The sequence below is a fragment of the Nostoc sp. CCY 9925 genome, from assembly GCF_963920935.1.
Lineage (GTDB): Bacteria > Cyanobacteriota > Cyanobacteriia > Cyanobacteriales > Nostocaceae > Nostoc.
Window position 1 is genome coordinate 1 of the sequence record NZ_CAWUDO010000125.1, and the last position, 18,588, is coordinate 18,588.

At 42.6% G+C, this 18,588-nt stretch carries 15 protein-coding genes, 1 tRNA gene and 2 pseudogenes; 7 read left to right on the forward strand and 11 right to left on the reverse strand.

All coding sequences use genetic code 11. The annotated features are described in order from the left end of the window. Positions 1 to 281, forward strand: a 281-nt coding sequence (locus ACM0OY_RS34910) for a metallothionein (protein WP_414573338.1), incomplete at its 5' end; no start/stop codon positions are given. 194 nt (positions 282 to 475) lie between these two features. On the opposite strand, the gene ACM0OY_RS34915 is transcribed toward ACM0OY_RS34910, so the two are convergent. The 4 genes from ACM0OY_RS34915 to ACM0OY_RS34930 form a co-directional block, all read right to left on the reverse strand. Next, complete coding sequence (locus ACM0OY_RS34915) at positions 476 to 736, reverse strand: hypothetical protein (protein WP_414573339.1); 261 nt, start codon at positions 734 to 736, stop codon at positions 476 to 478. 385 nt (positions 737 to 1,121) lie between these two features. Continuing rightward, positions 1,122 to 2,498, reverse strand: a complete 1,377-nt coding sequence (zwf, locus tag ACM0OY_RS34920) for a glucose-6-phosphate dehydrogenase (RefSeq protein WP_414573340.1) — start codon at positions 2,496 to 2,498, stop codon at positions 1,122 to 1,124. A gap of 90 nt (positions 2,499 to 2,588) precedes the next feature. Then, the gene (gene gnd / locus ACM0OY_RS34925; protein WP_414573341.1) at positions 2,589 to 3,602 is read right to left on the reverse strand and encodes a phosphogluconate dehydrogenase (NAD(+)-dependent, decarboxylating); all 1,014 of its coding nucleotides are present in this window, start codon (positions 3,600 to 3,602) and stop codon (positions 2,589 to 2,591) included. A 14-nt stretch (positions 3,603 to 3,616) separates the two neighbouring features. Then, a complete protein-coding gene (locus ACM0OY_RS34930) occupies positions 3,617 to 4,108 on the reverse strand; it encodes a hypothetical protein (RefSeq protein WP_414573342.1) in 492 nt (163 codons plus the stop codon). A gap of 296 nt (positions 4,109 to 4,404) precedes the next feature. On the opposite strand from ACM0OY_RS34930, the gene ACM0OY_RS34935 reads away from it, so the two are divergent. After that, positions 4,405 to 5,304, forward strand: a complete 900-nt coding sequence (locus tag ACM0OY_RS34935; RefSeq protein ID WP_414573343.1) for a hypothetical protein — start codon at positions 4,405 to 4,407, stop codon at positions 5,302 to 5,304. 498 nt (positions 5,305 to 5,802) lie between these two features. On the opposite strand, the gene ACM0OY_RS34940 is transcribed toward ACM0OY_RS34935, so the two are convergent. Together ACM0OY_RS34940 and ACM0OY_RS34945 are read right to left on the reverse strand one after the other, a co-directional pair. Further along, positions 5,803 to 5,904 (reverse strand) — tRNA-Ser (locus tag ACM0OY_RS34940). Between the two features lie 78 nt (positions 5,905 to 5,982). Beyond that, a pseudogene (locus ACM0OY_RS34945) lies at positions 5,983 to 6,084 on the reverse strand (DUF4277 domain-containing protein); the annotation flags it as partial. A gap of 268 nt (positions 6,085 to 6,352) precedes the next feature. Between ACM0OY_RS34945 and ACM0OY_RS34950 the strand changes: the two are divergent. Then, a complete protein-coding gene (locus ACM0OY_RS34950) occupies positions 6,353 to 7,168 on the forward strand; it encodes an SGNH/GDSL hydrolase family protein (RefSeq protein WP_414573344.1) in 816 nt (271 codons plus the stop codon). 332 nt (positions 7,169 to 7,500) lie between these two features. Here ACM0OY_RS34950 and ACM0OY_RS34955 read toward each other — a convergent pair whose 3' ends face one another. Then, positions 7,501 to 9,774, reverse strand: a complete 2,274-nt coding sequence (locus ACM0OY_RS34955; protein ID WP_414573345.1) for a glycoside hydrolase family 10 protein — start codon at positions 9,772 to 9,774, stop codon at positions 7,501 to 7,503. Between the two features lie 221 nt (positions 9,775 to 9,995). Here ACM0OY_RS34955 and ACM0OY_RS34960 point away from each other — a divergent pair, with 221 nt between their 5' ends. Together ACM0OY_RS34960 and ACM0OY_RS34965 are read left to right on the forward strand one after the other, a co-directional pair. Further along, positions 9,996 to 10,454 carry a DUF3592 domain-containing protein gene (locus ACM0OY_RS34960; protein WP_414573346.1) on the forward strand — a complete coding sequence of 153 codons (459 nt, stop codon included), beginning with the start codon at positions 9,996 to 9,998 and terminating at the stop codon, positions 10,452 to 10,454. Then, positions 10,447 to 10,662, forward strand: a complete 216-nt coding sequence (locus ACM0OY_RS34965) for a hypothetical protein (RefSeq protein ID WP_414573347.1) — start codon at positions 10,447 to 10,449, stop codon at positions 10,660 to 10,662. Before ACM0OY_RS34960 ends, ACM0OY_RS34965 begins: the two co-directional genes overlap by 8 nt. 12 nt (positions 10,663 to 10,674) lie before the next feature. Here ACM0OY_RS34965 and ACM0OY_RS34970 read toward each other — a convergent pair whose 3' ends face one another. The 3 genes and pseudogenes from ACM0OY_RS34970 to ACM0OY_RS34980 all read right to left on the reverse strand — a co-directional run bounded on the left by ACM0OY_RS34970 (position 10,675) and on the right by ACM0OY_RS34980 (position 11,796). Beyond that, positions 10,675 to 10,941 carry a Precorrin-3B methylase gene (locus ACM0OY_RS34970; RefSeq protein ID WP_414573348.1) on the reverse strand — a complete coding sequence of 89 codons (267 nt, stop codon included), beginning with the start codon at positions 10,939 to 10,941 and terminating at the stop codon, positions 10,675 to 10,677. Positions 10,942 to 11,045: 104 nt separating this feature from the next. Next, positions 11,046 to 11,132: pseudogene (locus ACM0OY_RS34975) on the reverse strand (Uma2 family endonuclease); the annotation flags it as partial. A 355-nt stretch (positions 11,133 to 11,487) separates the two neighbouring features. Then, positions 11,488 to 11,796 (reverse strand): hypothetical protein, encoded by a 309-nt coding sequence (locus ACM0OY_RS34980; RefSeq protein ID WP_414573349.1) that lies wholly within the window; start codon positions 11,794 to 11,796, stop codon positions 11,488 to 11,490. Positions 11,797 to 12,201: 405 nt separating this feature from the next. On the opposite strand from ACM0OY_RS34980, the gene ACM0OY_RS34985 reads away from it, so the two are divergent. Further along, positions 12,202 to 12,786, forward strand: coding sequence for a hypothetical protein (locus tag ACM0OY_RS34985; RefSeq protein ID WP_414573350.1), 585 nt, complete (start codon positions 12,202 to 12,204; stop codon positions 12,784 to 12,786). Positions 12,787 to 12,921: 135 nt separating this feature from the next. Here ACM0OY_RS34985 and ACM0OY_RS34990 read toward each other — a convergent pair whose 3' ends face one another. Then, the gene (locus ACM0OY_RS34990; protein ID WP_414573351.1) at positions 12,922 to 13,863 is read right to left on the reverse strand and encodes an N-acetylmuramoyl-L-alanine amidase; all 942 of its coding nucleotides are present in this window, start codon (positions 13,861 to 13,863) and stop codon (positions 12,922 to 12,924) included. Positions 13,864 to 14,695: 832 nt separating this feature from the next. On the opposite strand from ACM0OY_RS34990, the gene bchH reads away from it, so the two are divergent. Continuing rightward, positions 14,696 to 18,433, forward strand: coding sequence for a magnesium chelatase subunit H (gene bchH / locus ACM0OY_RS34995; protein WP_414573352.1), 3,738 nt, complete (start codon positions 14,696 to 14,698; stop codon positions 18,431 to 18,433). Positions 18,434 to 18,588 lie beyond the last annotated feature (155 nt).

Below are 18,588 nucleotides of genomic sequence, written 5' to 3' on the forward strand. Positions count from 1 at the left end.
AAAAATGTAAATATTTTAGCGATCGCTCTTTGGAGAAAAACTTTTTGGTTTACTGGTTATCCATGACTACAACCGTTACTCAAATGAAATGTGCTTGTCCATCTTGCCTATGCGTTGTTTCTCTGACTGATGCTGTCATCAAAGATGGTAAAGCTTACTGTGGAGAAGAATGTGCCAATAATCATCCCAATGGGCAAGGCTGTGGTCACACAGGCTGTGATTGTCAATCCAATTCGCAATTACCAATTCACAATTCGCAGTTACAATCACTGGTAGCTTGAACTCACGACCTAGAAGCACCACTGAATCAAAAATTCAGTGGATAATTTTAATGCACTCACGCTCTTTCTGGGGTTCAAAAAGCGTGACAAGACATAGTGAACCGGACGCTCACCTAATGATTAAGTACACAATCATGAAGCAGAGCATCTTTTACTACTGATAGGTCAGTAGAAATGAAAACCGATAAATTTTATCAGGTCACTGTCGGGTTAGTTACAGCTTGCAGTGGGGCAAAGTCTGAGTAAACTTCAGTGGGCAGACAACGCAAGATAATCATCAGTAAGTCAGCTTTAACTTGAGGCGTGGAGAAATCCACAATTCGCCGGAACTTGGTCATAGTAAGGACTGTAGCCACCTCAGCTATGTGATTTAAGGCATCAGATGGCGATGATTCGGCTTCGTCAATCAGCGTCGGGAAGTATTCACGGGCAAACCACCTTTCCTCGTCGCTCAAGTCTGTGAGATTTTTATTACTACCGCTATGAAGACTATCTAATACTCACCGTTCGCGTAATAGAGAATGAATTTGATGAAATAGGGGATATGTGAAGAAGCAAGCTTTCCGAAAACAGGCACTCGCCAAGCCTTGTCCCAGCAAAAAACTTGTTGTGAAGTAACTTTAGGTGGTAAGAGTGAAAAATGGCACACATACCCCAACGAATAATTTCAGAACGAATCGATGATGTTGTTCTGCTGCTAGAGGTGATGAAAAAAATGGGACTGCCGGAAATTTAGTTCGGCGAAGGCTTCTATAATTGCGATTTGAGACATGGGAGAGATGCATTAATGAGTAAACTTGAAAACCAATACCAACTCTTCGAGTACAGTATAGGAAGATATCACGTCTCATTAGGATTATGCCAACCACCGTCGGGGGGAATCATGTGATCCGCCAAAGGAGGCCCCCAGCTATGGGGTGCGTATTCGTAAACAGGGGTTGCTCGATCTAGGATAGGAGCGACAATTTGCCACTGTGCTTCTACTTCATCCTGGCGAGCAAACAACATGGAGTCGCCTTTCATGGCATCTTCAAAAAGCCGCTCGTAGGGATTCATCTCATTGCCATGCTCGACTTGAGCGACTAGTCCGACTTCGCTACCCACCATTCCGTCGCCTGGGGTTTTAGAGCGAATGCCGATCGCAGTCAGCACATTTGGACTAAGACGAAAGTAGAAATAATTTGCTAATCCAAAGGCACGCTCGCCAAAAACATCCTGCGGCGGACGCTTGAGCCTGACCACAACTTCAGTAGTTGTACTCGGTAAACATTTGCCTGCACGAATGTAAATCGGAACGCTAGCCCAGCGCCAAGTATCAATGTTGAGCTTAACCGCCGCGAAGGTTTCGACCTTGGAATCAGGAGCTACACCAGATTCCTGGCGATAGCCCTTGTACTGCCCGCGCACTACATTTGAGGGTTCGATTGGATCTATGGATTTGAGCAATCGCGCTCTTTCATCTCGGATGGCTTCATGCTGCTCGTTGATGGGCGGATCCATCATTAAACACGCCGTCACCTGAAGTAGATGATTTTGCACCACATCCCGAATAGCGCCTGTCTCTTCATAAAACTGTCCCCGTCCATCGATGCCAAATTTTTCAGCCATCGTGATTTGGATGCTGGCAATACTGACGCGATGCCAAATCGGTTCGAGTAATGAATTGGCGAAGCGAGTGTAGAGAAGGTTTTGGACTGGTTCTTTTCCTAAGTAATGGTCAATCCGAAAAATATGACTTTCGGGAAAGATAGAGTGCAGAATGCAGTTCAGCATTCTAGCCGATTCTAGATCGCTTCCAAAGGGTTTTTCTACCATAACGCGACCATTCTTTACACAACTTGATTGACCTAACCCTTCGACAACCGTCGCAAACAAACTGGGAGGAATGGCTAAGTAATACAGAGGAGCTTCAGCTATTTGGAGTACCTGGCATAATTTATCATAGGTGGCGCGATCGCTATAATCACCAAAAATATAGTAAAGTAATGAACACAGTTTCTGGAAAGCTGCCTCATCAACGCCTACCTGTTCCTCCAGGCTCTTACGCACATAAGATCGTAATTGTTCGATGCTCCAATCTCGCCTACCCACTCCAATAATCGGGATGTCAAAATGACCGCGCTGAATCATCGCCTGTAAGGCAGGAAAGATTTTTTTGTAACCTAAATCACTTGTGATCCCAAAAAATACCAGGGCATCGGAGAGTAAAGCTGCCATGATTAACCTCCATATCGACGCGGAGAGGGGAAGCAGGGGAGCAGGGGGGCAGGGGAGCAGAGGGGAAGAAAGCTGATTAAAATCCCCGTGTCATTTTTCCAAATGCCCACCAAACTCGTAGCGCAACGCAGAGATGAGTTTATTTGCAAATTCTGATTGACCGCGAGAGCTAAATCGTGTGTAAAGAGCTGTACTAAGGACGGGAGTTGGAACTGCTTCTTCAATGGCTGCCATTAGTGTCCATCGACCTTCTCCAGAGTCGGATATGCGTCCCCCAAAGTCGGTTAAGTCTGGGTCTTTGACGAGCGCCATAGCTATTAAATCGAGTAACCAAGAGCTAATTACGCTGCCCCTGCGCCACACCTCTGCTATATCTGCGAGATTAAAGTCGTATTGGTAGAATTCCGGATTTCGCAAGGGAGCCGTTTCTGCATCGACTTGATGCAACTGTTTGCCAATATTGGCATGGTGAAGAATGTTCAACCCTTCGGCATAGGCTGCCATGATGCCGTATTCAATGCCGTTGTGAACCATTTTGACAAAGTGTCCTGCACCGTGAGAGCCACAATGCAAATAGCCCTGTTCAGCCGTTCCCCCGATTAACTCACGATCGGGTGTGCGGGGTGCAGCTGCTACACCCGGAGCCAGGTCTGCAAAGATCGGGTCAAGATATTTCACAACTGCCACTCTGCCGCCAATCATCAGACAGTAACCACGTTCTACCCCCCAAATACCGCCGCTGGTTCCACAATCAATATATTCAATTTCTTTAAGTTTTAACTGATCGGCACGACGGATATCATCAACGTAGTAAGAATTGCCGCCATCAATGATAATATCGTCAGCAGCTAAAAACGGCACGAGGGTATGCAAGGTAGCATCCACTGTCGCTGCTGGCAGCATCAGCCAAATGATGCGGGGTTTTGTAAGTGCATCGACTAGGTCAACAAATGAGGTCACGCCACGAGCGATCGCTCCTTCCTGAACCAGCACCTCTGCTTTTTGTGGCTGACGAGTGTAGCCAATGACGGTATGTCCAGCCTGGGTTAGACGGTGTGCCATGTTAGCTCCCATTCGTCCTAGTCCTATCATTCCCAGTTCCATAACATGCCCTGTATTCAAGTGAGAAAAATTGGGAGTATCCATCCCGCAATAGCGCCAGTAGCGCAGATGGCTGTTAGAATTGAAAAAACTTCAGTTCGGCTAAACTCTATTAGTAACAAATGTTCGACGGACTGGTCTAATGCCATATCCAGGGTAAAAATGCCAATCCAGGATAGAGCGATCGCTATTGCCCAGCCCAATAATCCGCTTGATATCGATGCTCCAGTTAGAATCCATGCAGAACCGAATGTGAGAGATAACAATCCCGCCCAGACGGGAAAGCCAGTGAGTATGCAGGCACGGACTGCGGCAATTGCCAAAATGAACATCGGTATTGCAATCGTCGAGAAATGGCGATCAAGCCAGAGAGTCCATCCCAATCCTCCATATCCCAGCATTAGCACCGTCAGCCAAACTAGACCATAGAGAAAATGTTTCCAATAAAATTCTTTTGATTCTGGTCGGTTATGGTCTTGTTCAAATGTAGTTACAATTTTGTTAACCATAGGTCTTATACCTCTCTACAAAGACGAATCAGTTAACCAAGCCTGAATCTAGGATTTGTCCAATTTTTCCCATTTCCTTATCTTCTCAACGAATCTGCCCTAACGTTAGTTGGCAAATCTAAGGAAAATCTGAGTAGATACTGATACTAAATTGCGTTTAGAAACACTTATCTCTGCTTTCACAAAAGCATTGCTCTTTAAACGTCCTCATTTTTTGCTTAGATTATCTCGCTACAATTCCCACGTTGATCTAGTAATTAGCTCATGCTGCAAGAGGAACCCTAGGGAGTGAGATCATGACTAAACCGATTCAAATTCTGTTACAGACAACAATTCCCACCAATGAAGATGATTGGTATATTGGGCGATTTTCTTTGCTAAAGGACTATTTAGCTTCGTTGAAAAGTGACACTGGGGAACCCCTGTACCAGGTAACAGCAAGGGATCGAGAAAATACTTCTGAAAAAAACGATCCAGTTTTAAGTACGCTGGATAATTCAGATTTTGATGAACTGTGGCTGTTTGCTGTGGATGTAGGGGATGGCATAACTCCAAAAGAGTGTCAGAGCATCAGTGCCTTCCGTCAGCGCGGCGGCGGTTTATTGGTCAGCCGTGACCATCAGGATGTAGGTTGTTCGGTTTGCAATCTTGGTGGTGTCGGCGCAGCCCATTACTTTCACAGTAAGAATCCCGATCCCGATCCCTCGCACCACTACCCTGATGACATCTACACTAAGTATATTTCCTGGCCCAACTTCCATTCTGGGTTAAATGGTGACTACGAGAAAATTACTCTCATAGAACCTATTCATGACTTACTCAAGAATCCTACATCACCTTCTGAGGAGATTGAATTCTTTCCGGCTCATCCCCATGAAGGAGCCGTAGGTGTGCCTGCAAACGAGAAGAATGCACGAGTAATTGCCTTGGGTACAAGCTCAGTCTCCGGTCGGGACTTCAACTTAGTAGTTGCTTTTGAAAGTACGCAGGATGAACAAGGAAATATTTTAGGACGTGCGATCGCTGAATCAAGCTTCCACCATTTCGCCGACTACAATTGGGATGTTGATATGGGCGCACCTAGCTTTGTAACCGAACCCCCTGGAGATGGGATGAAGCAAAACCCACAAGCTCTTGAACATATTAAAGCCTATGTGCGAAACTTAGCCCTTTGGCTGGCTCCTACCTCAAGTTAAAGGAAAGTCTCCCATCCTTAAAGACTATGAGTAAACAGCCTTAATCAAACCTTTTTCGATATGTCTTAATTACGAATTACATTAGCGTAGCGGTAGCGAGTCCGCGTTCGCTTTTAGCGTCTCGTAGAGAGCGTCATTACGAATTATAAATTAGTATCACTTCCTGCCTGAGGTCATTCTGCAATCCATCCGGTGGTATTGTCTCTATGCCTTCAGTTATCGAGAACTGGAAGAGATGATGCGAGAGACAATAATAGGCTTGGCTCTAGTTACGATTGGTATAGTCATCTCTTGCCGGGGTTTGAAAACTATCTCTGACGATGCGTGGCGCGTTTTAGTAGTAGTCATCGGGCTGGTCTGCATCATTTTGGGAGTTGCTATCAGTCATTGGATTGTCAAACTGTTGCTCTTCATACTTTTGCTGATGCTAAATGTTGATCCAAACGAAAGTTGATCAACATTTAGCATCAGCACAGCGCCTCGCTTTTCGGCTTCAGGTGGAAGATGGAGGAATCGTAGCTTGCTTCCCGGAGGGTACCCCTACAGTTGCCTATACCCTGGTTTTCAAGACCAGTTGCCGACCATTTAGCGGCATCTTCCATTAAACTTTATCTGGTGAGACTTGTAGACGCATGAAGGGCGGCTTCTTGAAATCGCTTTGCCGCATTGAGCCTGTCGCCGGTTGATTTGCTCTACTAGTTCCATTTCGTCACATATGCCTGCGACTATGCCGCAGTGGTCAATATCTTGTACTCTTATATCTAATGGTGATGCTGTCATGCTTCTAAAATGCAGCATTTAGGTCATTTTTAAAAATACAGCATTTTACGATCGCACCTGCGGAATCTGGGTTAGAGAAGTGCTAATTACAAGCTCAATCTTTACTCAGAGTGATAATTATCAACAAGAGTTGTAATGAAGTTTAAGACTGACAGTCAAAACTGTAGGCTCTTAAGTTTTACAAAAAAGTTTGATGCGAAGAAAAAACTGGCTTCTAATAACAGGGTTTGCCCTTTTAATTTTCACTATGGGTGTGCACAAAGAATTTATGGATAAAACTCATACTGTTACAGGAATATATATATTTGGAGACAGTCTTTTAGATACAGGAATGGTATTCCAAGCGACAGGAAGAATGTATCCACCTAATGCAACTTATTTTCAGGGGCGTTACTCGAATGGTCGAATTTGGATTGAGTATCTAAGCGATCGCTTGCATCTGTCCTCTAAACAAACTAACAATTTTGCTTACGGAGGAGCAACCACTGGCAGTACTAGTAACAGTTATGTACCTAGTTTACTCAACCAAGTGCAGTCGTTTACCCAGACATATCAAAAGACCAATTCAGATGGTTTATATATTTTGTGGGCAGGGGCAAATGATTATTTGCAGGGACTAAGCAGTGCAACTGTTCCTGTGAAAAATGTCATTAGTGCAATTAATTTGCTTGCTGATACAGGTGCCAGAAATATTTTGGTAGCAAATTTACCAGATTTAGGACAGTTACCTGCAACCAAAAACACTACTAATTCTGTCAGTTTGAGTGCATTAACACAAGCACATAATCAAAGCTTAAGACGCTCACTCAAAGTATTGATTCAACAAAATTCCCAGCTTCAGATTGCGACTTTAGATGCTAACAGCTTATACCGAAATGCGATGGTAAATCCGGCGGCATTTGGTTTTACAAATGTCATCAGTCCCTGTATCTCTGGCTCTAACATTTGTAAGAATCCAGACCAGTTTTTGTTTTGGGATGGCATTCATCCGACAACTGCGGCTCATCGGATTATAGGAGAAAATGCTTTTACAACCATTCAAGAGGCAGGGATAATTCGTTCTGATTCAATATTGGTTCCTTGAAGAAGCGAAAAGGAGGGATCTTCCCTTTTCCCTGGCGGAGGTTGCCCTTTCCCCTGTGCCCCACTTCTGCAAAAAGTCTAAATTGTTACTCGCCCAATACTTTTCAAACATCCTCTAATATCTAAGTGAATTTTGACCGGAGCAACGCAAACTCAGTGGCTTTGGTTGGCTTGCAACAGCTGATACCAATTCACTAAAAGTTTGAAACAGATCCAAATCTAGAAACCCTTGTCAAACAAGGATTTCTTAATTTTGAATTTTGTTAGCGCAGCTAAGCCGTGTCTGCGAGCGTCATTTTGAATTTTGAATTGGTATGAAGTCTTGCGATCGCTTTAGCGCCGGCTCCGAAAACCCTGTTTTCCATTAACTTGGTCAAAGAGGACATCGTATTTATCAAAAAATGCAATTCCAGGGTTTACAAACATACTCAGTTGTGATTGTGGTGAGATACTCAAATTCCAGCGATTAAATCCGTCGCGGTTTCCCGGTACTAGACTGTAATCAAAAATGCCATTAATTGCTACTTTCACAGTATTTGCTGAACCTAATACTCCTGGTTTGAGTTTTCCTGCTGTAGAAGCTGACTTGAATTCAGCCAAACCACTAATAGTTGCAGTATCAGCGATCGCTATGGCATTACAAGAATTTTTCGCAGAACTCCCAGCAAGAGTTAAACAAACTTTGCTCAATCGAGAGTCCCATCTTTTACCGGGTACACCATTAATTTCTGGTTGTTGACTCCAAGAAGCCATTTTGAAACCTGTTTGATTCTCAGCAGTTAAACCGAGAATTAAGCTGCCATTTTTGTTACTGCCACCATTTCCCGTCACTATAAATCCATTACTGAGATTGCCTGGTAATTTTCTCAACGGATTATAGGGAAGTGACTTTTCAGAATAGTTGACACCGACAATACCAGAGAATGGCACACCACTATTTGCGGAACATTTAGGTTTTTGGGCAGTACATTGGCGACTAGTAACAACCTGTACGGCAACAGGTTCTGCGGCGGGAATCAAACCAAACCGGACATTAGTATAAACTAGTTCTCCCTCCAGGATAGTACCATCACTTAAGACCTCCTTGATAGTTTCACCTGTTCTTTCGATGGGAGCATTACCTAAAAACTCTTGGGGAACTCTTAGCCCTGCCGATCCTGTATCTAATAAAACACGTTTTGGTTGACCACCTGCGATCGCTACTTCCAGAAAATAACCGCGAACGCGTTGACCGAGGGAAGGTTTTGGATATAAAGGCAGGGATATGGTGTTAAAAGTTGGCTGGCGGGGTGTATTTTGAGAGATGTCGCGCAATGCTGAATTGCGAAAAAGAGCCGCAAATGCTGATTGGCGTTGGGCTGCTGGTTCGGGTGCAATATCCCAAAGGCTTTCGTAGTAGAAAAAGCCGATACCTAAACCCCGTTGTTGCGCTGCTACTACCTGGGATTGGATTTGTGCGATGGAAACTGGACGATTTCGTAACCCCGCCATAATACCGATACCAGTTGGGATGACTTGTTGTGTTTCTAAAATTTCTGGGCGGGTAATTTGAGCGATAAAACTTTCTAAATCGTTACGGTACACCTGCATAACCAACTCATCGACAATACCCAACCGTACCCAGTTAAGCCAATCTTGCAGTTGCAGCTTGTAAGCAAAATCATAGTAATTGGGAGAAACTGAGAAGATGGCATTCGGTTTTCGGGCTTTGACAGTTTGGTGGAGGTCTACCATGAAGGCAGTAATTTTATCTGCCCGCCATTTTATCCATGCTTGGGCTTGGGGATTGGGTGGAGGAGGATTCCCAGTTTCTTGAGTATATAGATTAATTGTGTACTTATCGTAACCAAAATCTACAGGTAAGCTCGTATGGTCGTCAAATTGAACGCCATCAGCATTGTATTTCGCAATAACTTCGAGGACGAGTTCGCGGATAAAGTTTTGCACTTCCGGGTGAAAGGGATTCAACCACGCTACTTCACCCGCAGCAGTAATTGAAGTTTGAGTCCCATCCTGCTTTTGTGTTAGCCAATCTGGATGCTGCGATGCCAGTTCCGAAGTTAGCGGAACCATGAAACCAAATTCAAACCAGGGTATTGCTAGTAGTCCTTGGCTGCGGGCTTGGCTGATAATGTCTGCAATCACATCTTGTCCATCTGTTCCCTTGAAGAAAAAAGGGATACCCTTTTTCTGCATGATGGCGCTGGGATATTGTGTATAACCATCATTCCAGACTACGGGATAAACAGTATTAAAGTTTAACTGCCGCAGTTGGCTCATGGCAGCTTGCACTTGTGAGCGATTTCGGAAAACGCTAAAATCGTTACCACTTAGCCACACCCCCCGAATTTCCTGACGAGGTAGTTGGGCAACAGCCGGGGCAAAGTTGTTGAGTTGCACTACCGCAAAGAATGATATCAGACACAATAATGGCAGCAGACGCTTTCTTAAAAGCCACCAAGCTTTATTAATCAAAGGCGATATTTGTTGACTTGCTGTGCCAAGCTTGCTTAGACCTAGTAGTACCCCTCTGTTCACAGGCTTAAATAGTAAGTTATTTAGAGTCGCATTAATTTCTCTGCTTTTTTCCCAAAACTGAGTTGTCATTCTACTTACTCAACGTCCGTTAATTTGGTTATATTCATTCCATATAAATGTTAAATTGCTACACCAGGAAAACTGATACAGTAATTTAGCAGCAAGAGAGTTGACGCAGTTATCAGCTTAGTAGTGCCAAATAGAAATGTTTCAAATGTAAACTGTTGTTAGGCTACTTGAGCTAGTACCAGATGCTGTGATGAATTTATTGTTGTCTTATCGTCAAACCCATGAATTTCAAACCTCATCAAAGCACTTTTGACGACAAACTAAGCGCTAGTATTGGTCTGGCCATTGGACTGCTGTTCATTGGGGGCGGTTTTTGGGTGCGTAACATAGTCACCCATGAAAGTGCAACGCTAAATGAAACACGGGGTACAGTGGTGGACAGCATTAGTCGTCGCGATCGCAGCAGTACGAACAATCAGGAAAAAGAAACCTATGCGCCAGTTATCGAGTTTCTAGCCAATGGTGAACGCACTCGCTTTACAGGTAATTATGAGTCCTACCGCTCCAGCAATGGCCACATGGTAGTGGTACGTTACGATCCTAAACAACCGATAAGTACAGCGCGTGTGGTGAATCCGCTTGAAGGCTTAGTACCTTGGGGGATGTTTGGTATGGGTGGATTAGCTGTGGTTTTTAGCCTGGGCGCACTGTTGCCTGTACGCTGGTCTTCAAGTGAGTAACCAGAAATTTGCTAATCACTATCTCTCTATATATCAATACAGTTCAGTTAGTGCCAAAAACCTTAAGCTTGCCACGCTACTACAATTATCCTTAACTGAACCGTATTGCTCTATATATTTAGTATTCACCAAAATGGAAACGCGATCGCCTTACCTCCGACAACCACCAGCTTGCTTACACAACAGTAGTGGGGTAGGACTTGTCTGACTAGGAATTGGACTATTTTGATTTTCGTGCTGATTTTGGGGGTGTTCGGTGTGCGCCAAAGTATTTCTCACTGCGGTAACGCAACCACACCCGCAACACTTGGGGAATCTGTTCTTTTTGTTCTTTACTGAGGGTGTTGTAAAGGGCTAAGGCGCGATCGCGTTCACCGCGACAAGCAGCATTGTTGTGAGCATCCCAATAGCTGCGGGCTACTCTAATCCGCCGACAGACTTCTTTTATCAGCATATCTCCGGTAAGTGGAGTATCTTGCTTGGTCATACTCAAATGCTATAAATTTCTAATGCCATCCTAACGAGTCAGACTGATGTTGACAATTGCAACTAATATATAGCAGTCCTCAATGTGTGAAATCTTGCTGCCTGCTATTCTTCTACTGCAAATACAACATCTTCATACAGTAGTGCGATCGCCAATTCAAATTCAATGCTCGATAGAGTAATAATATCTCCTTGGGCGATCGCTCTTTTCTTCCTTGGCTCTCTTACCACCTATAAACCTGAATGGACAGCCACTTACGACACATCGTATTACTTTGGCTAAAATTTTATAGCTATTTCCACACAGGTAATACCAATTGGAAAAAACAATGGAATAAATAAACCATATTGTAGAGACGCGATTCATCGCGTCTTGACTCATGAATGTGTTGCAATCATTAATTGAATTGTATAAGTACAAAAAAATAATTAACCATAGATGAAAATAAATCTTTGTAGGGTAGCATAGTTGTGCTACTCTACCCATTACCTATTGAAATCAGAGTGGTTTTTATGCTAATTTTTTAACTATTCTGAGCAATTAAAACTAACTATTTTCTTGCCTAAATAATTCCACTAAACCAACCGTGCCTACGAAAAAAGTATAAATTCCATATTGAAATGGCAGTTTACTTTTTGAACCAGCATAAATAGCTGCTATTATTCCTTCAAATAAATGAGCTATAAGTGCAACTCTCGCTATAGCGAAAATTGGAGTCAGATTATGAGGAATTTCGTTAGTATTTAATACTCCAAAAATGTTTGATAATTCTAACCCTATTGCACTAGTTATTAAAACTATAGATACAATTTTTATAAACCCAGCTATCTTTTGTCCGATCTCACTTAGACTCATGCTCAAATTCAGATAATTTTTGGTTGACTCGAATTTGATTGTAACTGAAGATAATCGATGAACCAAGAGGAGGAGGAGACAGGGGAAAGATTAGGCAATTGAAAACGGAAATAGGAAAAATGTGTGCCATTATACAATAAATTACAAATAAGTGTTATAGGCTTGGAAAGCCCTTTACTTTTTATACTTTTGGCGAAACTTCACCGCCAAAAAAGCACCAGAGCGGTAGGGAATTATCTGTGACCGAGGCCGATTGATACTCATCAAACGCAAACCTTGTCAAGTTGAACAAATTCCTGTCAGCAGCATAGGTGACTTCCTACGCCCTGGTTATTTATTAATCATGTTAGTTTTGCCGTGGAATTGGGATTAATAGGATGACAATTTCCTTGTTTTCCCAAAACTATGCAGTATCCTTTGGAACTCACCTTTAAACTCTGGGCATTCGCACCACAAATGTCTGTTGTTGATGCTCAAGGGAATTTGGCTTTCTATGTCAAACAGAAACTCTTCAAGCTCAAGGAAGCAATTACAATCTTTGCTGATGCTGAGCAAACTCGTCCCATATACTACATCAATGCAGATCGCATTATTGACTTCTCGGCACGCTATAACTTTACCGATAGCAACGGTACTTACATTGGTTCAGTAAAACGACGCGGATTAAAATCTCTTTGGCGTGCGCGTTATGACATTTTTGATGGCGACACGACTACTTTGAACATCCAGGAGAAAAATCCGTGGGTGAAAATTGCTGATGCCCTCTTTGCAGAAATCCCAATTGTGGGTATGTTCACTGGTTATGTTTTTAATCCAGTCTACTTAGTGAGCCGAGATGATGGCACAATTGTGATGCGTTTGGAGAAAATCCCCACTTTCCTCTCCAGAAAATTTATCATCAAAGCTGTGGATCAACTCAGCGATCGCCAAGAGCAGCAAATTTTGTTAAGTTTGATGATGATGCTACTGTTAGAACGAAACCGTGGCTAATCCGACTAAAAGCTGAAGTATGAAGTATGAAGAATAAACTACAAAACATCAAGTCTTATTTGTTTTTCATTTCTATTGATAGCCTTCTGTCTGCTGTCTTCATCCTTCATACTTTACACTTAAAACAGCTTTAGTCTAACCAATGAATTTCTGCCAACTAGCAGGGCCAACAATCCCATCGGCTTCCAAACCATTTTGCTTTTGAAAGTTTTTAATTGCAACCTCTGTTTGTGGCCCGTAGACACCATCAGCCTCAACACCTACACGGTATTGCAAATATCTGACAACTGCACCGCCAGCATGGTTTGGTCGGATAATTCGTTTTGCCAAAATTAAATTTATGGCATTCCATGTAGCTGCATCAGCAACTCCAGTCGGCTGCACCCCAACAATAGTCTGAAATTTTTCTGTGGCAGATTTTGTGCTAGGGCCGTTTATACCATCTTCGACTAACGTCTTACCATTTTTATCGGTTATTTGGAGCCGATTTAAGGCTTGTTGCAGTCTCTTAATAGTAGTATCTATATTGTCCTCTTCGTCTGGTACAGGGGTAACAGGGGCACTTGGCAGTTTACCGGTTAAGCCTTTGACGATGGCATTTGCCATTGTTTCGGGGTTAAAAAGATTCATATCTTTTGCCGAATCAATGAAGCAGCACTCTACAAGAATCGCAGGCATATTTGTATTTTTCAGAACATACAAATGGGAACCACTCTTAACACCGCGATTAAAAAATCCCAATTTGACGATTTCATCTAATACAGGTTTAGCAATTTTTCTACCATTGTCGCTAGTTGCAAATACTTCTGTGCCATTAGCTTGCCCGTTAAAAGCATTAAAATGAATCGAGACATAAGTATCTACTCTACTGGCATTCGCTGTAGAACATCTTTTTGAAAGCGATTCAGTTACTGTATTCGCACTACTTGGTTTACATACAACAACTTCATGTCCTAAAGCTCTTAACTTGGTTATAACTCTATTACCGACATCTAGAGTTAAATTATCCTCAATTTTGATTCCTCTAGCTCCTGTGTCTGGTGGACAATTGTGCCCGCTATCAATTCCAAATTTCATAATTACATCCTCAACTGACTTATTTTTACACTAGTTCAAAACTCTATAAAATTATAAATAAAAAATTTTATTAATACTTTTTTAAAATAGTTTTTGGCGATGACCGGATTGTTTTAAGCATTAGTAGTATTGACAGAAAAATAATTTTTTGCGCCAACCAGAACAAGAGATTTTTTTGGTATAATTCACTGATTGTATAAAGAGAAACTGTTATAAAAAAACACAACCATCATAATTTATCAAAATCGAGAATAACCGAGTGATTCTTGCAATAAAATGAAATGCAGCAATTACCCCCATAATTCAGATAATAACGCTTGGTAAAAGTAGAAAGCCATGACAAATGTACCTAGTTGAATGCCCCAGCTAAAAGCATCGCCTAATGTAAATGCGGTCTGATAAAGCCCCTAAATACTTCACTCTAAGTAGAACGGTGTGAAAAATTCAATGTTTGTAGTAAGGACTTTAGTCCTAAGAAAAGGGCTAAAGCCCTTACTACAAGCTCAGTTTAGCTAAAGTTATATTAGTTAACATAGTTTGATTTATTCTCACCGACTTACCTACTCTTGCCTTTGCGTTAACCCTGAGCAGCTTAACACATAATGCTTGATACTATTCAGGAATACGTGGTAAAATTTATACATTTATAAGAGCCATAGACTACTGAAAATACGAGAAGCTACGCAAAGGCCTAGATTTTTGTAGTTGGGGCTTGGGTTATTAGGCGCTTTTGCCAGGATTCTACTAACGTGAACCTGTTGGTAGATATTTAACAATCAGTCTGAAAGCGCGTTTAAAATTTAAAGAAAGAAATATTTCGTAACTTACGGGCATGAAACGCATCGTCTTGGTTGCTGGGTTTGAATCGTTTAACGCTGACTTGTACAGAAAAGCAGCTTTTTTGGCTAACTCTCGCTGCCCACAGTTAGATATTCGGGTATTTAGCGATCGCGATCTTACCAGTAAACGCCTGGAAGTAGAAGCAGCACTCGATGGGGCGGATGTATTTTTCGGCAGCTTACTATTTGATTATGACCAAGTTGTGTGGTTGCGCGATCGCATTGCTCAAATTTCCATCCGCCTGGTGTTTGAGTCAGCCTTGGAATTGATGAGTTTAACCAAGTTGGGTGACTTCGCCATTGGCGATAAACCCAAAGGAATGCCCAAACCAGTTAAATTCATCCTCGACAAATTCAGCAACGGACGAGAAGAAGACAAACTCGCTGGTTACATCAGCTTCTTAAAAATTGGCCCGAAACTCCTCAAATACGTACCAGTACAAAAAGTCCAAGACTTACGCAACTGGTTAATTATCTATGGTTACTGGAATGCTGGCGGTTCAGAAAACGTCGCTTCATTATTCTGGACACTGGCAGAAAAATACCTGGGTTTAAAAGTCGGCGACATTCCCCCGCCAGTAGAAACGCCGAATATGGGATTACTTCATCCCGATTATCCAGGATTTTTTGTATCACCCCGCGAATATTTGGAATGGTATCAAACCTATTTTAAAGACGCGATGAATCGCGTCTCTACAAAACCGATTATCGGAATTCTTCTTTACCGCAAACACGTAATTACCAAACAACCATACATTCCCCAACTGATTCGTCGTTTTGAAGCAGCTGGGTTAATTCCTTTGCCGATGTTCATCAACGGCGTGGAAGGACATGTGGCGGTACGAGATTGGATGACAACGGACTACGAAAGTCAGCAACGGCAATTAGGTAAGATTGAGACTCCCTCACTTTCTAGTGAAGCAGTGAAGGTAGATGCGATCGTTTCTACAATTGGCTTTCCTTTAGTGGGTGGACCCGCTGGTTCAATGGAAGCAGGGCGTCAGGTAGAAGTAGCAAAGCGCATCCTCACTGCGAAGAATGTACCTTATATTGTTGCAGCGCCACTATTAATTCAAGATATTTATTCCTGGACGCGTCAAGGTGTCGGCGGCTTGCAAAGTGTCGTATTGTACGCGTTACCAGAATTAGATGGTGCAATTGATACTGTTCCCCTCGGCGGTTTAGTAGGCGAAAATATTTATTTGATTCCCGAACGAGTACAGCGATTAATTGGTAGAGTCAAAAGCTGGGTGGCTTTGCGGCAAAAACCTGCATCGGAACGCAAGATTGCGGTTATTTTATATGGCTTCCCCCCAGGTTACGGTGCCGTGGGCACAGCTGCATTATTAAATGTTCCCCGTAGTCTTTTGAAGTTTGTTTCTGCACTCAAAGACCAAGGTTATACCGTCGGAGATTTACCGGAAGATGGGGAAGAATTAATTCGCTGGGTAAAAGAAGCAGATGAAACTTTAAATGACCCAAATAACGTCCCCGCGTCCTCCCATCCCCGCGTCCCCGCGTCCGTCAACGTCCGCACATTAGAAAAATGGCTGGGATATCTGCAAACATCTCGCATTGAAAAACAATGGAAATCTCTCACGGGGACTGGTATTAAAACCTATGGTGATGAATTCCAAATTGGTGGTGTGCAATTAGGCAATGTGTGGATAGGCGTACAACCACCTTTGGGAATACAAGGCGACCCCATGCGCTTAATGTTTGAACGCGATTTAACACCGCATCCTCAATATGCTGCTTACTATAAATGGTTGCAAAATGAGTTTCAAGCTGATGCCATAGTTCACTTTGGAATGCATGGTACGGTGGAATGGTTGCCTGGTTCTCCTTTGGGTAATACTGGTTATTCTTGGTCGGATATTCTGTTAGGAGATTTGCCTAATCTATATATATATGCAGCGAATAATCCTTCTGAGTCGATTTTGGCAAAACGTCGCGGTTATGGTGTGTTAGTTTCTCACAATGTACCGCCTTATGGACGGGCGGGGTTATATAAGGAATTAATGGCGTTGCGGGATTTAATCTCGGAGTATCGGGAAGATCCACAAAAGAATTATGTGCTAAAGGAAGGGATTTGTAAAAAAATTGTGGATACTGGTTTAGATGCAGATTGTCCGTTTGAGGATGCGAAAAAGTTGGGTATTTCCTTTAGTCCGGAAAATATGCGGATGTTTAGTAGTCATGCTTTTGAACATTATTTGGTGGAGTTGTATGAGTATTTGCAAGTTTTAGAAAATCGTTTGTTTTCTTCGGGGTTGCATACGTTCGGGGAAAGGCCGAATGAGGAAGAATTGGCTTCGTATTTGGAGGCTTATTTTGGGGAGGAGGAAGAAATAAACGAACCGCAAAGGGGCATTCGCGTAGCGTCTCGTAGAGAAGAACGCAAAGAAGAAAGAGAAGAGGAGGAAGGATTAATAAGGGATTTGTTGATGCAATCTACGGATGAGTTGACGAATTTGTTAAGGGGATTGAATGGGGAATATATTCCGCCTGCACCTGGTGGTGATTTGTTGCGGGATGGGGTTGGTGTTTTGCCAACTGGGAGGAATATTCATGCTTTAGATCCTTATCGGATGCCTTCGCCTGGGGCTTATGAACGGGGACGGGAAATTGGTAGAAAAATTATCGCCCAGCATTTGGAAGAATATGGGAAATATCCGGAAACTGTGGCGGTGATGTTATGGGGATTGGATGCTATTAAAACTAAGGGTGAATCTTTGGGGATTCTTTTGGAATTGGTGGGGGCTGAACCTGTTAAGGAAGGAACTGGGCGAATTGTTCGTTATGAATTAAAGTCTTTGGCAGAGGTTGGGCATCCCCGCATTGATGTTTTGGGAAATTTATCGGGAATTTTCCGCGATAGTTTTGTGAATATCATTGAATTGTTGGATGATTTGTTTCAACGGGCGGCTGATATTAATGAACCGGAAGATCAGAATTTTATTAGAAAACATGCTTTAGTTTTGAAAGCCCAAGGTGTAGAAAATGCATCGGCAAGATTGTTTTCTAATCCGGCGGGTGATTTTGGTTCTTTGGTAAATGATAAAGTGGTTGATGGTAACTGGGAATCTGGCGAAGAATTGGGCAATACTTGGCAAAGTCGGAATGTTTTTAGCTATGGTAGAGAAGATAAAGGTCAAGCTAGACCGGAAGTTTTGAATACGTTATTAAAAACAAGCGATCGCATTGTACAAGAAATCGATTCGGTAGAATATGGTTTAACCGATATCCAGGAATATTATGCTAACACTGGCGGTTTGAAAAAGGCCGCAGAAAAACAACGCGGTGGTAAAGTTACAACCAGTTTTGTGGAAAGTTTCTCAAAAGATACTACGCCTCGCAATTTAGATGATTTACTCAGAATTGAGTATCGCAGCAAATTAGTAAATCCTAAATGGGCCCAAGCAATGGCGAATCAAGGTTCGGGTGGTGCATTTGAAATTTCTCAACGCATGACGGCGTTAATAGGTTGGGGTGGTACTGCCGATTTTACCGATGATTGGGTATATGACCAAGCCGCTGATACTTATGCTTTAGATGCAGAAATGGCGGATAAATTACGCAAGGCAAATCCGGAAGCTTTCCGCAATATTGTAGGCAGAATGTTGGAGGCGCATGGGCGTGGTTTCTGGCAAACTGATAGTGAGAAGTTAGATAAATTGCGCCAATTGTATGAGTTGACAGATGAAGAGTTAGAAGGGGTGACAGTTTAGAAAATCACATATTATAAAAATAACAAGATGAGATTTCATCATCGATCGCATTTTCTTGAATGAGTTTGAGTGATGGTAAAAATCGCTCAATCTTGTTAGATATAGCAGAAGGCAGAAGGCAGGAGGCAGGAGGTAAAAGTATTACTATTCCCAAT